The sequence below is a fragment of the Roseibium sp. RP-7 genome, assembly GCF_053005225.1.
The window spans coordinates 2,065,357-2,080,035 of sequence record NZ_JBRKQA010000001.1 but is presented as its reverse complement, the minus strand read 5'-3'; the positions used below and the strand labels follow the sequence as shown (position 1 = coordinate 2,080,035).

Annotated in this window: 10 protein-coding genes; 5 read left to right on the top strand and 5 right to left on the bottom strand. The window is 57.3% G+C overall.

Annotation, left to right across the window (positions count from 1 at the left end; genetic code table 11):
* Positions 1-13: 13 nt before the first annotated feature.
* Positions 14-610 carry a gamma-glutamylcyclotransferase family protein gene (locus ACVDG9_RS09465; RefSeq protein ID WP_447237832.1) on the bottom strand — a complete coding sequence of 199 codons (597 nt, stop codon included), beginning with the start codon at positions 608-610 and terminating at the stop codon, positions 14-16.
* Positions 611-663: 53 nt separating this feature from the next.
* On the opposite strand from ACVDG9_RS09465, the gene ACVDG9_RS09460 reads away from it, so the two are divergent.
* The 3 genes from ACVDG9_RS09460 (at position 664) to ACVDG9_RS09450 (ending at position 5,235) form a co-directional block, all read left to right on the top strand.
* Entirely contained in the window at positions 664-1,857 is a 1,194-nt protein-coding gene (locus ACVDG9_RS09460) for an aminotransferase class V-fold PLP-dependent enzyme (protein WP_447237831.1), read from the top strand.
* Between the two features lie 92 nt (positions 1,858-1,949).
* Positions 1,950-3,491 (top strand): diguanylate cyclase domain-containing protein, encoded by a 1,542-nt coding sequence (locus ACVDG9_RS09455; RefSeq protein ID WP_296598682.1) that lies wholly within the window; start codon positions 1,950-1,952, stop codon positions 3,489-3,491.
* Between the two features lie 196 nt (positions 3,492-3,687).
* Entirely contained in the window at positions 3,688-5,235 is a 1,548-nt protein-coding gene (locus tag ACVDG9_RS09450) for a diguanylate cyclase (RefSeq protein ID WP_447237830.1), read from the top strand.
* A gap of 58 nt (positions 5,236-5,293) precedes the next feature.
* Here ACVDG9_RS09450 and gor read toward each other — a convergent pair whose 3' ends face one another.
* The 3 genes from gor to rpiA all read right to left on the bottom strand — a co-directional run bounded on the left by gor (position 5,294) and on the right by rpiA (position 8,191).
* Complete coding sequence (gor, locus tag ACVDG9_RS09445; RefSeq protein ID WP_447237829.1) at positions 5,294-6,670, bottom strand: glutathione-disulfide reductase; 1,377 nt, start codon at positions 6,668-6,670, stop codon at positions 5,294-5,296.
* Between the two features lie 257 nt (positions 6,671-6,927).
* Positions 6,928-7,443, bottom strand: coding sequence for a DUF2059 domain-containing protein (locus ACVDG9_RS09440; protein ID WP_447237828.1), 516 nt, complete (start codon positions 7,441-7,443; stop codon positions 6,928-6,930).
* Positions 7,444-7,498: 55 nt separating this feature from the next.
* Positions 7,499-8,191, bottom strand: coding sequence for a ribose-5-phosphate isomerase RpiA (rpiA, locus tag ACVDG9_RS09435; RefSeq protein ID WP_023003895.1), 693 nt, complete (start codon positions 8,189-8,191; stop codon positions 7,499-7,501).
* 353 nt (positions 8,192-8,544) lie between these two features.
* On the opposite strand from rpiA, the gene ACVDG9_RS09430 reads away from it, so the two are divergent.
* Both ACVDG9_RS09430 and ACVDG9_RS09425 read left to right on the top strand, forming a co-directional pair.
* Positions 8,545-10,188, top strand: a complete 1,644-nt coding sequence (locus ACVDG9_RS09430) for a methyl-accepting chemotaxis protein (RefSeq protein WP_447237827.1) — start codon at positions 8,545-8,547, stop codon at positions 10,186-10,188.
* Between the two features lie 184 nt (positions 10,189-10,372).
* Positions 10,373-11,035 (top strand): HAD hydrolase-like protein, encoded by a 663-nt coding sequence (locus ACVDG9_RS09425; protein ID WP_447237826.1) that lies wholly within the window; start codon positions 10,373-10,375, stop codon positions 11,033-11,035.
* Between the two features lie 18 nt (positions 11,036-11,053).
* Here ACVDG9_RS09425 and ACVDG9_RS09420 read toward each other — a convergent pair whose 3' ends face one another.
* Entirely contained in the window at positions 11,054-13,009 is a 1,956-nt protein-coding gene (locus tag ACVDG9_RS09420) for a DUF4139 domain-containing protein (protein WP_447237824.1), read from the bottom strand.
* Positions 13,010-14,679: the final 1,670 nt, after the last annotated feature.

Below are 14,679 nucleotides of genomic sequence, written 5' to 3'. Positions count from 1 at the left end.
GGTACGATAATGCCTAAGTGGCCGGGGAAAGAAAGTTGACCCCGAGGTCTTTCAACTTGCTGTCGATCAGCTTCGCCACTTCCGGATCGAGCACAATCTTGCGCGGATAGAGCGGATTTGCACGGTCCGGCAGTACTGGCACATGCCAGCCTTCAGTCGTTTCCAGAAAATGATCGATCCCTGCTTCGCCCCAGAAACGATAGAACCCGGCCAGAACGCAATCCAGGTAACTTTGCAGGATCGGATGTTTGTCCGTGCCCCAGCGACAATGTTCGGGCGCAGCCCTAAAAAGAAACAGTTCGTCGGGCCCCGGCCGCATGGACGCGTCGCAACGAAATGCGCCACCGACAGCTTCGACCTTCAGGTATCGTTTCTCGCGCAGTTCCAGCTCGGCAAGGCGGGTCTTGGGTTCACGCGCCATCACCCCCATGATGCGTGATCCTTCCTTTTCCCGTACAGTCAGGGCGCAGCGTCCCTGGCCGTCCGGGCTCTCGCCGCACACTTTCCATTCCCGCACCCAACCGTGAAGGGTTCCGGGCGTCACTTCAACGCCGGCGGGAATAGTGTCAATATTGACTAGGGAACCATAACCAAAATATGTGATCGTCATCTGGTGCTTGTCTAGTGCTTGTATGTTTTTCTTAGATTGTTTCCGAGGTTGTCATGATCGTTCCGTCTCTTACCCAGCAGGATATCGACCTCATGAGGGACGATACTCCGGGTGTACGTCAGCTCATTCACTTTAACAATGCGGGAACGGGGCTGGCCCCCACTCCTGTTCTTGAAGCAGTTAAGCAGCATCTTGATCTTGAAGCGACCCTCGGCGGATATGAAGCCGCAGCGGCCGCCAAGACCGCAATGGACACCTTTTATACGTCTCTGGCAGCTTTGATCGGCAGCAAACCGCAGGAAATTGCCTACATCGAAAATGCCACCCGGGCCTGGGACATGGCTTTTTACGGCATCGACTTCCGCGAAGGAGACCGGGTTGTCACCGGCCGTGCCGAATACGTCTCCAACTACGTTGCCCTGCTGCAGATGAAACGCCGCAAGGGGATCGAGATCGATATTGTCGAGGACGATGAATTCGGGCAAATCGACCTGAAGGCCCTGAAAGCAGCGATTGGTCCGAAAACGCGGCTCATCGCCCTTACGCACGTCCCGACCTTTTCCGGACTGATCAATCCTGCCGAAGAGGTTGGAGAGATCGCGCGGCAAACGGGTGTCCTTTATCTTCTCGACGCGTGTCAGTCCGCAGGGCAGATCCCGCTGAATGTCGACGAAATCGGTTGCCAAATCCTGTCCGGCACCGGGCGCAAATATCTGCGCGGTCCGCGCGGCACCGGATTTCTCTACATCAGCGACGCCGTGCTTGACCAGGTAGAACCGCCGTTTGTCGATCTTCAGGCAACGGAGTGGATCGACGAGGATCGTTATGAACTTGTTCCCCACGCACGCCGTTTCGAAACCTGGGAACGCTATGTCGCGGGGCAGATCGGCCTGGGTGTTGCCGTCAGCTATGCCATCGGCTTCGGCATGGAGCGGATCGGCAACAGGATCTGCGGGCTTGGCGCTCAGCTCCGGTCTGAGCTATCTGCACTTCCCGAGGTAACCCTTCACGACAAGGGCCAGCGCAAGGGCGGCATCGTCACGTTCTCGCTGTCCGGTGAAAGCCCGGCACAGACCAAGCTACGGCTCGGGCAAGCCGGCATCAACGTTTCGGTCAGCCAGGCCAGCTCAGCCCGGATCGACTTGCCGCTCCGGGGTCTTGATGCCGTGGTGCGGGCGTCGGTTCATGCGTTCAATTGCGAAGAGGAAATTGAACGCTTTGTTAAGTGTCTCGGTAGTTTTCGCTAGGTGAGCACCCTAGAAAAGCGCCTCCCCCACCCGGTGTTAAAGTTCTTCGGCTAAACAGCTGTCGCATCCGGGTAAGAGGGGATGGCGGTTTCTTGTTCCGTTTGAAGAAAAAGACATCTGAAGCAACACATCCAGGGCTGGAGGCTCCCGAAGCCGGCCGGCGGATCAAGGTGTGGATCTACAGCCTTGCAGCGCTCGTGATTTTCCTGTCGACCGCTTCCCTCACCTTCATTGCCCACATGGCCTGGGGCGAAGCCGACAGGCGCGCCCTTGAAGCCGAGCAGATGCGCCTGACCAACACCTTGAAGGACATCCACCGCCAGGTCGCGCGAGACCAGGTGACGATGGCTCAGTGGGACGATACCTTCAACGCCCTTCAGGCCCCTTTGGACCGCGAGTTCATCGAAGACGAACTGATCGGCGACCTTTGGGAAGATTTCAACCTCGACCGGACTTTCGTGGTGATGCCGGACGGGACCTTGATCGCGCAGGCAATCAGGGACGATGTCCTGATTGAAAATCGGCAATTGCCGGCCGAAAATCTTGTTCGGAAGCTTGCCGAACAAACGGCTGCGGCTTTCAGGAAGCGGCAGGACGGTTCCAACTCCGTTTTTGCCGAATGGTACATGCCTCAGTCCGCCTTGCTGGAAACGTCTCAATCCGCCTTTGCCCAGATCGACGGATCCCGAGCATTCCTCAGCGCCATCCCGGTTCTACCCGATGAAGGTCATGTCCGGCTGGTGGGCGACTATCCGGCAATCCTGGTCAATGCCGTCTACATAGATCAGGAGTGGCTGACCGGACTGAACGAACAACTCGGCTACAGGGATTTCCGGTTTTTCCCCGGTGAACCTGAACGCAAACACCCGACGAATTACCTTGTACAGGCGGCAGACGGGTCCACGTTCGGCTATTTCAAATGGGACCATTCCAAACCGGGTCGCGAAATCTGGATCATGGCCCTGCCGCTGATCGTCCTGTTGGCGTCCATCATCGCAATCGTCGCCTTCGCGCTTGCAACTAAGATCAGCCGTCTGTCGGCCTCGCTTGAAGAAAGCGAACGGAAGAACCGCCACTTTGCGCGACACGACGCTCTGACAGGGCTGCCGAACCGGCATCATTTTTCCGACTGCCTCACTTTCTCGCTGGATGGCCTGCCGGATCGTGGATTTGCGATATTTGCCTGTGATCTCGACCGCTTCAAACCGGTGAACGACACATATGGGCATGAAGCCGGTGACCGGGTCATCTGTACTGTCGCCGACAGAATGCGGCTTCTGGTCGGCAAGGATGGTGTCGTCAGCCGGATTGGAGGAGACGAATTCATTGTCCTCTTCACCAAGCATACAGACAGGGACAGGCTTGCAGCACTGGCCGAGGAAATCCGCCGGTCGATTGCCGAGCCGATAGACATTGGCGGAGGTCAACAGGTCGACATCGGTGTCAGCATCGGCATTGCCAGCGCGCCAGAGTCCGGCACGAGCGAGAAAGATCTGATCCGCATGGCCGACATGGCGCTTTACCGGGCGAAGGATAAAGGCCGCAATGCCTATGAATTTGCAGGCCCGCACAGTCTCGAGGCTGCCAAGGCCCGCAAACAGATGGATCTGCAAGCAATTCCGGCGTCACGCTAGCGGGCACTGCCGAAAGCGGCAAATTACATTGTCATTAATACTATAAAAGGCAGAGTCCTATGAGGATACACCTCACGAAAACTCCTAAGTTTTTTAATACTCCCACATCCTGTTAAGGTATTCGTTGATACAATCACTTTACTCTTTAGTGGCAAGAATTCAGAATAACAAACAAAGACCCAATCGGGATCTCAACTTGACCGAGTTTAGGCGTAGATATAGCGACCAGGCCGCGAAAATTCCCCGGCAGCATATTTCCCGGCTGGCGTTTCTGCTTGCCGGATTGCTGATTGCTGTTACGTCCGTTTCGTTGCTGTTCGTCGGTTTCGTTGCTTCTCAAGCTTCCCGGCAGCAGGCCATCGCCAACGAGGAACGTCTGTTCCAAAGCGCACTGGCAGATCACCTTCGCACCATCGTTCGCGAGCAGATCGGCATCGCGTCGTCGGATCAGTCGGTGCTCAAGCTGGTGCGCAATTTCGATCCCGACTACGTTCGAAGCAGCTTCGACACCCTGTGGTCAACCTATCGCCACAGCAAGGTAATGCTGATCTCCGGAAATGGGGACGTTCTGGCTGAATCCTTCGCCGACTATACTCACATCATCCGGCGTCCCGTCTCCGAAACACCGGAGCTTGAAATTGTTCATGAAAAACTGAAGGCGCTGTACCTGCAAAACCGTGTGCGGGTGCCTGGCGGTTTCGGTCACAAGTCCCTGCAAGGAGCAGATCCCGGGGAATATGCCGTCATGGGTTTTGTCCATATCGACGGCAAACCGGCCATATTCGGCGCGATGCCGATCATTCCGGACGACTATGAAGAGACTTTGCCCGACGGGCCTCCCACCGTGCTGCTGTCAGCCCATTATGTTGACGCCTACTTGCTCGGCCAGCTCAACGCGCAGCTGAATTTCGCCAATTTCGGTTTTGAGGAAGATGCAGGCGTTCCCGGCAAAGGGCCGCGTCATCTTGTCAAGGATCAGAATGACAACCCGCTCGGAACCTTTCGCTGGGACAGCCAGACCGTCGGTGAATCCATCTGGCCAACCATCGTCCCTGTCATCGTGGTTCTGAGTGTTGCCCTTGGCGCCCTCGCGTTCGGCATTGCCTGGCGGATCGGCCAGCTGACCACATCCCTTCAGGCGAGCGAACACCAGAACAGGTATCTGGCTCTGCACGATACGTTAACGGGGCTCGCTAACCGCCTGCAGTTCAACCGTGTCCTGGAATCCTCGGTCAAAACCCTGCCGGACAAGCCCTTTGCCGTCATTCACTGCGATCTGGACAAGTTCAAGGCGGTGAACGACACCTTCGGACATGCCGCGGGCGATATCGTCATCAAGACCATGGCGGAGCGCCTGAGCAAAGCCGTCGGCAAACCCGGTCTAGTTTGCCGTATCGGCGGCGACGAATTCATGGTGATCTATCGTGGCAGTGTTGTGCGGGAAACCTTGAACACACTTTGCCGGGCCCTTGTTGCTGCCGGCGAATTGCCCGTACCGATCTCAAGTGGCGATATTGCGCAGATCGGTCTTAGTGTCGGCATTGCGATCGCCCCGGAGGACGGAACGACTTCCGAACAACTCGTCACCCGTTCGGACGCCGCGCTATACCAGTCGAAGAAACTCGGCCGGGGCCGGTATTCCTTCTATTCCGATTCACTCGATCTGGAAGTCGGACCAGACGGCGTGTTGACTGACCCTGAAGACGAGCCGCTGCGGCGGGCAGCGTCAGGGCCTGCAGAATGAAACCGCTGCGGGACAAGTTACCCCGCAGAGGCTCCTGACTTTCTGAATTGCCGCCGAACTACCCGCGCAGACGCTCGGTCGGTTCACGCATCGTGACGAGTTCTTCAGCAGCGGTCGGATGAACGGCGATCGTCCTGTCGAAGTCGGCCTTGGTCGCGCCCATCTGCAAGGTGATGCCGAGGATCTGAGCCAGTTCGCCGGCGTCCGGTCCCATGATGTGGACACCGAGTACTTTCTGCGTGTCTGCATCGACGATCATTTTCATGAGCATCTTTTCATCGCGGCCCGACAAGGTGTGCTTCATCGGACGGAAGCTGGACTTGTAGATATCCAGATTGGGCGTCCGCTGCAGTGCTTCTTCCTGTGTAAGACCGACCGTGCCCATTTCCGGCTGCGAGAACACCGCAGTGGCAATCAGGCTGTGGTCGACCGTCCAGGGCTTGTTGCCGAAGACCGTGTCTGCAAAGGCATGGCCTTCCCGGATTGCAACCGGCGTCAGGTTGGCCCGGTTGGTGACGTCGCCAACGGCATAGATGGAAGCCACATTGGTGCGGGAGTCCGCACCAACCTTGATCGCACCCGCCGCATCCATCTCGACACCGGCCTTCTCAAGACCGAGGTCACGGGTATGCGGGTTGCGGCCGATGGCGAACATGATCTGACCTGCTTCCAGCGCAAGCCCACCCTTGGTGTGACCTGTCAGAGTGCCGTCTGCCGCCTTCTCGATCCTGGAGAACGTGTCGTTGAGCACCACCTTCATGCCCTTCTTCTCCATTTCCTGGCGAACCGCGGTCCGAAGCTCACCGTCGAAGCCGCGCAGAATTTCCTCTCCGCGATAGATCAGCGTCGTATCGACCCCCAGCCCGTTGAAGATACCGGCAAACTCGACCGCGATGTAACCACCACCGGCAACCACGATCTTGCTCGGCAGTTCGGCAAGGTGAAAGGCTTCGTTCGAGGTGATGACATGCTCGCCACCCGGCAGACCTTCGTCCACGTTCGGAGACGCGCCGACGGCCACGAGAATGTATTTCGCGCTCAAGGTCTGACCGGTGGACAGCAGGCGGACTGTATGGGCATCTTCGATCACCGCGCGGCTGTCGTGGACTTCCACGTCGGTCCGCTCGAGATTGCGCCGGTAGATCCCTTCGAGGCGCGTGATCTCCTGATCCTTTGCCGCAACAAGCTTGTCCCACGAGAAGCCGCGTTCGCCGACCGTCCAGCCAAAGCCTTCCGCATCTTCGAATTCTTCGGAAAACTTCGAGGCGTAGACAAACAGCTTCTTGGGCACACAGCCGCGAATGACGCAGGTACCGCCGTAACGGTACTCCTCGGCGATACCGACCCGGGCGCCGTGTGTCGCGGCAATTCTGGCAGCGCGTACGCCGCCGGAGCCGCCGCCAATAACAAAGAGATCGTAATCGTAGTCGGTCATCAGTGCCTCATCGTGATCAAAAGTCCGCCGGCTGCCGTCCGGCAGAGCCTTGCCAGCCCCGCAGATAGGCAACCGAAGCTGCGGTACAAGTCCGGATGCCCGGTAGGGCCAGGCCATCAGGGACAGCCAAAACGGGCCATTTCCAAAAGAATTGGGCCGCTTGCGCGGCCCGAAAGCCGGACATGACCCCGGCCTCACTTATTCGTGTGAAAGGCGTGTTCCCTGCCATCGGCATGGCCGACGCGGGAGCCCTGCCCTTACTGAGCTGCGTTCAGCTTGGCCAGTTCTTCCTGAACCATGGTCACCATTTCGGTGGAAACCTTGTCCTGCCATTCACGGGCAGCACCAACGGAATACTGCGTGATGGTCGGGATCTTTTCGGTCAGCTTCTGGCCGAGTTCCGTGCTGTAGAATTCAGCAAGCTGGTTCAGCTCTTCTTCGGTGAAGGCGTCTGCCCAGGCCTTGTAAACCAGATTGTTGAGCTCGGTCCGCTTCGGCGCCAGCGTCAGCGCGACATTCTGAACGACTTCGGCGATTTCTTCCGCACGGGTCGGGTCGGACTGAATGAAAGCCGTCCGGGTCTGTTCAGCAAGGATCGGAAGAATATCGTCAAACGGTTCCAGAACCTTGGTCACAACGGCAACCTGCTTGGCCGCGGCAAGGTGGCTTTCAGAAACGGCATCCTGTGCGACTGCGCCAGAGGCGACAAAACCAGCGGCCATCATGGCTGCGCCCAATACAGCTGCCCGCGGGAAAGATTTGATAAGCTTCATTTTTCTACTCCTAGGCGGCTTTCATCTTTAGTCTGGAAAGCCAAATCCACACCACTTAGATGGGCAAGACGGTCTTTACCCCATCTGTGCCGGCCACGTAAGCTTTTGTTGCAAGTTCAATGAAGAGGCCGTGTTCGACAACCCCCGGAATGGCAACCAGCCGGTCGCCCAGGGTCTGGACCTCGGGTATGCTTTCAAGCTGCGCATCCAGGATGAAGTGACCTCCATCCGTGACGAAAGGCTGAGCCGATCCGCCGCGCAAAGCCATGTTCAACGGCAGTCCAAGATCCCCAAACACTTTCAGGATCGCGCGCCGCGTTGCTTCCAGACCGAAGGGAACGACTTCGATCGGCAGGGGAAAGCGGCCAAGCGTCGCAACTTCCTTGCTGCCGTCTGCAATGACGATCATGTTGGCCGACGCTGATGCCACGATCTTCTCGCGCAGCAAGGCTCCTCCACCGCCCTTGATGAGCGACAGATGGGGGTCCAGTTCATCGGCGCCATCGACGGTCAGATCAAGTTCCGGCAATTCATCAAGCGTGGTCAGGCGAATGCCGAGGCTCGACGCCAGTTCCCGCGTGCGCTCCGAAGTCGGCACACCGATAACGTCCAGGCCATCCTGTACCCGACGGGCAAGTGCATGGACGAAGAATTCCGCGGTCGAACCGGTCCCAATTCCAAGACGCATTCCGGATGTGACATCGTCGGCAGCGCGCTCCGCCGCCAGTTTCTTGTACTGGTCGCTCATTTACCGTTCCTAGGGCCAACCTGTCGGCGGAGAAGACCAAGCAATCATCTCCATCCGGCCGCCGGGTGCTTAACATGGCCGGCGTCCGCCGGTCCAGTGACATTCCCCCTCTTCAACGGGGAAACACCGCCATAGCGCCCATATCCGCGGTTTATTAACCATCATTTCAGACCAACAATAGATAATGCTTTCAATTGTCTAGGGTTTGGAAAGCACAGAATCAAATGAACATTCTTCGACTTAGACCAAGGCAGAAAGACGAATACAATAATTTAAACAACAAGATACCTGCCCCTGAGGAAACTGACAATACTTCCGGAAACCAGCCGGAAGCGCAGCTGGCGGCCAGCCAGATGAGCTTCGTGCTGGACAGCCTGGAAGACGATCTGCAAGTCGCGGCCAAGACCATCAACGCAGCGGCGGAGAAGGTGCAGGACCGGCTCGTCAGTCAGATGGACAAGCTGGAGACCATCCGCAGCGACAGTCAGTCGCTTGCGGACCAATCGGCCGTTGCCAATGAGAACGCTTCGGGACTGGCCACGTCCATTCAGGATCTCACCACCTCCAGCAGCGAAATCGGACAGCAGGTCGGTGTGTCCAACCAGTTGGCGCAAGAGGCCCGCGACGTCGCGGCCCAGGTCAACCAGGGTGTTCTGGAGCTCAAGAACGCGATCGATGACATTGCCAATGTCGTCAGCCTGATTTCGGACATTGCCAAGCAAACCAACTTGCTGGCCCTGAACGCCACCATCGAGGCTGCCCGCGCAGGCGAAGCCGGCCGTGGCTTTTCCGTTGTCGCGAGCGAGGTGAAGGCGTTGTCGGTGGAAACGCAGTCGGCAACGGAACAGATCGTCGCCAACATCGACCGCCTCAACCAGTCAGCGGAACTCAGCCTCGGCTCGGTCAACCAGATCATCGATGTTATCGGCAGGATACGGCCCAGCTTTGCAGCGGTCGAAGATGCGGTTCAGACCCAGGTTGAGACAACGAACCGGATCGGTGACCAGGCGCAGCAGACGGCGGACTTCGTTCAGGAAGTGCTGCGCACCGCGCAGACAATTACGGAGTCTGCTGCGGCAGCAGAAGAAGGTGGCATGCTGGCGCGCGAAACCGGTGCGGAAATGAGCGCGGCTTCCAAAGCGCTGCAGTTCCGCTTCACCATGATGATCCGGCAGACAGAAATCGGCGATCGTCGTCAGCACGACCGATTGCCGATCAAGATTTCCGGATCGGTGACAGCAGGCGGAACATCCGCACAGATCGAGACACACGACATTTCTGAAGGCGGCACGCTATTCCGGCCCGAAGGTGGCTCCAACTTGAAACAGGGCATGAATGCCCGTCTTGATCTCACCGGGATCGGCCAAGTGGAAGTCCGCATCGTCGCCGTCTCCGAACATGGTTGCCACGGTTGCTTCGTCAACAAGGATGCCGGGTTTCAGGCGGCCCTGGAGCGCAAGATCGCATCCATTCATGAAAGCCACGCTGCCGAAGTGGAACGCGTCCAGACAGGGGCTTCACGCATTTCCAACGCGATGGAAGATCTTATCGCGCAGCGCCAGCTGACCATGGACGACCTGTTCGATACCAATTACCAGCACATAGTCGGCACCAACCCACCACAGGTGTCGACCCGCGCGTTGGTTCATCTGGAAAAGATCCTGCCAACGATCCAGGAAGAAATCCTCGGCAAATGCAAGGGTATGGCCTTTTGCGCCTCGGTCGATCGCAACGGCTATCTGCCGGTACACAATCTGATCTACTCGAAGCCGCAAAAACCGGATGATGTTGCCTGGAACACGGCCAACTGCCGCAACAAGCGCATCTTCGATGACCGGGCCGGCCTCAGCGCGGCGCGCAACACGCGCCCCTTCCTGATCCAGTCCTATGCCCGGGACATGGGCGGCGGCAATATCGTCTGGATGAAGGAGATCGACGCGCCGATCATCGTTCAGGGCCGTCACTGGGGTGGCTTCCGGACCGCGTACAAACTCTAGAACCAACCGGCGGAGCCGATCCCCTCTTGCGGCGGAGCGGCTATGCAGCTAGGCATTGAAGGTGGCCTGCGTTCGGGTGAATGCAGGCCGTTCCCACATTCCGGGGCCGGTTTACCCGCCCGCAATCATGCCTTGCAGCATGAATGCGTTCTTGCGGTCCCGCTCCTGCATTTCAGAGGGTCTCATGTCCGTTCTGGTTTTCGATCTGGATGGCACGCTGGTGTCGTCCATGGAAGATCTCGTCGCCACCTTGAACGTCGTCATGACCTCCGCAGGACATTCGGCCATTCCCCAGGACAATGTCGCCAACATGGTCGGCCTGGGTGCAAAGGTGCTGATCCAGCGCGGCCTGGAATTCAACGGCATTTCCTGGACCGATGAAACCGTGTCGCCGCTCTATGTGCATTTTCTGGAGCATTATGCCGCCAATATCGCGGTTCACACCAAACCGTTCGACGGCGTTGTCGCGGCGCTGGAAAACTTCCGAAAAGACGGATGGAAACTGGCGGTCTGCACCAACAAGGCCGAGCGGCTGACGCATCCGCTGTTGGCTACACTCGATCTCGCCAGGCATTTCGACGCCGTCGTCGGCGGCGATACGTTTTCCGTGGCAAAGCCGCATGCCGAACCCGTGCATGGTGCCATCCACCGGGCGGGTGGAGAAATCGGCGGTTCCATCATGATCGGAGACAGTGGCACCGACATCGATGCCGCCCGTAACGCCGGCATTCCGGTCATCGCGGTCGATTTCGGCTATACGGTCGTGCCGGTCCGGGACCTTTCCCCGGACCGGGTCATTTCGCACTTCGACGAGCTGGCTGGTGCAATCGCTTCGCTCAAGTCCTGAGGCTGGTCCTGTCAGACATCAGAACGTCCTGATGGCATCGCCCAGGGTTTCACGGATTTCTTCCCGGCGCACGGATAATGCCGCGATTTCCGTATCGACATCCTCGATCCGGGTTTCGCTTTCCTCCAGCTTGCGGGCGGCACGCTTGTAGAGATCAGCGCCCGGCTCAAGAGCCGCCAGGTTGGCCCGGTGGCGTTCCTGGTCCCGGCTCTCCTCATCCTTTTCAAGCCGCAAGCGCTGGATCTGGCGCTCGATCTGCGCGATCTCGTTCTGCAGCTCCGACAGTTCCTTCAGCTTTGCAGCGGTTTCCTTGTCCGGCGAACGCCTGGAGAGATAAAGCAGCTGGTTCGCATCGGTGGAGATCAGCGAATAGGTCTCCGACAAGGTCCGCTCCTGCAGGGCGGAAACCGTTTTCGTTGTTCCCGCTGGCACTTCCACCTTCAAACGGTGGTGCGTTGCGGTGCTGTCCAATTCCTGCTCGGAGGAAAACTGCCACCCGGGACGTTTGGCATGCTCGATGACGATCGTGCGGTCACCGTCCGGGGCTCCCTTGATCGCGTATTGCGTCGAGGATCGCTCGCGCACCATCGCGTTCAGAACCCCGTCATTGACCTTGATTGAGACGATCTGGCTGTCGGCAGATGTTGACTGTGCAATCCTGACCTTCTTGTCGGTCGCAAAGCTTGCCATGCGGCTTTCGCCCGAAGGCATGCCGCTGATCTGCGCGTCGCCGACATATCCTTCCTTTTCGTCATAAACCGTCAGGATGCCCTGCGGCAGGCTGGTTTCGGTCTCGTTCTTGATCAGAATTGCAGCAATGGGATGCTGCAGGCCGCTTTCCGGCTGGAATACGGAAACCGTTTCGGCGGATACGACCTTGTCGACGATCGGCGCCGACAGGGTTTCCCCGCTTTCAAGGTCGACAGGCCATGGAATTGTGAAGGACGCGGTGACCGCGCCTTCGCTCACCTCGCCGACATTGGCAGCGGCCATGTTGAGAACCATTTCCGGCGCAACCGCCGAGCCAATGAAACTGGATCGCGCCGCGCCCGGCATGCGAGCCTCGCTCTCGGCAACATCAAACTGCGGTTCCGCCCCCATGTCGACAGGAGGCACGTAGCCGCTGGACACATCCACCGGCACTTCCTGCCGTTGCTTCCAGTAAAGATCGTGGAGCCGCTGTTTCAGCGTTACCGGTGCGCCGGAGGACAGGGTTATCCTGACATCGTCCCAGTCTTCGCCGCTGGCGTTTTCAAGTACGGCCCAGGCCTGCAGCCGGGCCTTGTCATCGGCCATCGTCACCACGCGGTAAGCCGTCTTCCAGATGGGAGCCGGCACGACGTAGGAAACCGCGACCTCACGTTCGCCCTCGCCTGCCACTTTCAAGGCAACGGTTCGCGCGCCGTCCGACTTGCCGTTGCCAACGGCCGACAAGGCCTTGGCAACTTTCTGCTGAATGTCTTCATCGAGAAACGTGACTTCGGTATCTGCGGACAGGCCGACACCGGTGATACGACCATCACTGAGAACCGAAATGACAAAGGACTGCCCCCTGTCGCCGTCATCCTGCACCGACACGCCGAGAACGAGCCCCTCGACCGTGGACCCAGCCTTTTCCAGACGCACGCGGGTTCCTTGCAGTTTTGCCAGAAGGCGTGCGGGCGACTGCAGGTCCTCAACGGTGAACGGCAGGTTCTTGAAGGTTTCCGCCAGCGGGTTCGGGCCGGGAAGAGTAATGCCCTCGACAACGCCTGCCTCGTCGAACACGACGATGCTCTTCAGCACATCGTTCACCTGTTCGAGCGGGACCGTCATGTTGATCAGGCCGCTGCTGTCAATATCCGCCTTGCGCACCACTTCGGCGAGACCACCCGAAGACAGCGTGATGCTGGTAATGGGCCCATTGTCGGCGCCAAACGCCCCGGCAGGCAGGAAAAGAGCCACGAGCGCGAGAGAAGAAACGCGTGCAATCATTTAAAAACACTCCAAAAAACAGTCAGCGGAAACGATCGTCTGCTTTAAATACGGCCTTTTCGCGAAGACTGATAACGGCTCCTGACATAATCTGTCACGCGATACGACAACCTTCCGGATCCGACCTCTCGATGAATGCCTCACCAAACGGAAGACCGCGCCGACAGGAAACCGCCCCACATTACGGCGCCCCCGATTTTCCAGACATTGCCGGTCAGACGACAAATATTTTCGCCCGGGACAGCGGGTCACCTTTTTCCGTGGCATCAGTACAAAAAGCAATTGGCTAGAACCGATGAGCCCCAGCAACAGACGTCGGCTCCGGAAAAAGGGTGTTGCGCAAGCCGTTGATTTGCCCTAGATACGCGCCACCAGCCGCCAAGGCATGGGCGATTAGCTCAGCGGGAGAGCGTTCCAAGATTTTCCCGTTTAAAATCAGAGACCGTCTGAACTTTTTCAGGGAATGCAAATCTTGTGATTTCAATAGCTTAACTACCCGGTTCACACCAAAAATATTTATTTTGACTGTTTGCATCGTCGCCGCGGGGTGCACGCCTCCCCGGCAACCTCCCGATAAGATTCCGCCAGAGTTTCGGAACGGCAAGCCACTCGACCTGACACAATTTCAGACGATGAATTGAATGCTTGATGAAACGCCCCTGCCCCGCCAATTCGACACGATGGCGAGGCAGCATCCACCGGCAAACATCAAGCCGATCACGGTTTCCCAAGCCCGCGAACTTAGCAACGGCGTCCAGTTGCACTGCCTGTGCTGCGCGAACATGAGTGTCTTGGATTTGGACGCGTTCGACGATCGGAAAATCATCGCCGACTTGTCGAAAAATCGGCGGTTCCGGCGTGCCAGATGCGGGAACAAATGGGTCGAGACACGTCCCAACTTTAAACAACCCAACAGCCCGGTGACGTGGTACGGTCTAGCTCAGAAGGAAGCACGCTACGCTCCCATAGCTTCACCCGAAAAGCCAGAAAAGGAAGCAAACCAAACTACAAGCGAACGGCGACAAAAATGCTGCCCAATTCAGAGAGTCGTCAAGATACTCTCCGAACAAGATGTTAGGAGTATGTCTCTTTGAATTACTCAAGTTTTCAATTCTACGCAGAGGCAAAGATCTTCTCGACAGGTGCCGGCGGAGTTCCTCATACCATACAAAATGCTTAATATGCGCACATGTGCAGTTCCACACTACAACAAATGAGACCAACGCAACTAATATCAAAATTATTGAAAATACGAGAGATAAACTTTTATTATTCTCCAAGTCACTAAGAAAAAAACTTAAAATTGCCGCAGAACCAAGAACTGACACCTGTAAAACATTAGTCCTAAGCTTATCAAAATGAACTGACAACTCAGCCTCTTTTTTATACAATTCGATTGCAATGTTTGCCTCATCACTTTTCTCAAAGTATGAATTTTCTGGACCAACGTTGCTCGACATGTATTAGCCTCTTAAATATCTGCGAGTGAAATGCAAATCTAGGTAGACTGACCAAAGCGCACCGAACAGAATTCGAGGCACAACTCCACGGCAGCCGTTGAGGCCGACAAAAGACGGGCCAATCGCAATGTAAAACATTATCGGCGACCGGAAAATCTGCATGCTAGGCTGCCTCATTTACCTCGAATAATTCGAGAGTTTCAGCTTAAC

Coding starts and splice junctions, on each gene's coding strand:
- ACVDG9_RS09465 (WP_447237832.1), bottom strand. CDS start 610: ATGACGATCACATATTTTGGTTATGGTTCCCTAGTCAATATTGACACT.
- ACVDG9_RS09460 (WP_447237831.1), top strand. CDS start 664: ATGATCGTTCCGTCTCTTACCCAGCAGGATATCGACCTCATGAGGGAC.
- ACVDG9_RS09430 (WP_447237827.1), top strand. CDS start 8,545: ATGAGCTTCGTGCTGGACAGCCTGGAAGACGATCTGCAAGTCGCGGCC.
- ACVDG9_RS09420 (WP_447237824.1), bottom strand. CDS start 13,009: ATGATTGCACGCGTTTCTTCTCTCGCGCTCGTGGCTCTTTTCCTGCCT.
- gor (WP_447237829.1), bottom strand. CDS start 6,670: ATGACCGACTACGATTACGATCTCTTTGTTATTGGCGGCGGCTCCGGC.
- ACVDG9_RS09440 (WP_447237828.1), bottom strand. CDS start 7,443: ATGAAGCTTATCAAATCTTTCCCGCGGGCAGCTGTATTGGGCGCAGCC.
- rpiA (WP_023003895.1), bottom strand. CDS start 8,191: ATGAGCGACCAGTACAAGAAACTGGCGGCGGAGCGCGCTGCCGACGAT.
- ACVDG9_RS09425 (WP_447237826.1), top strand. CDS start 10,373: ATGTCCGTTCTGGTTTTCGATCTGGATGGCACGCTGGTGTCGTCCATG.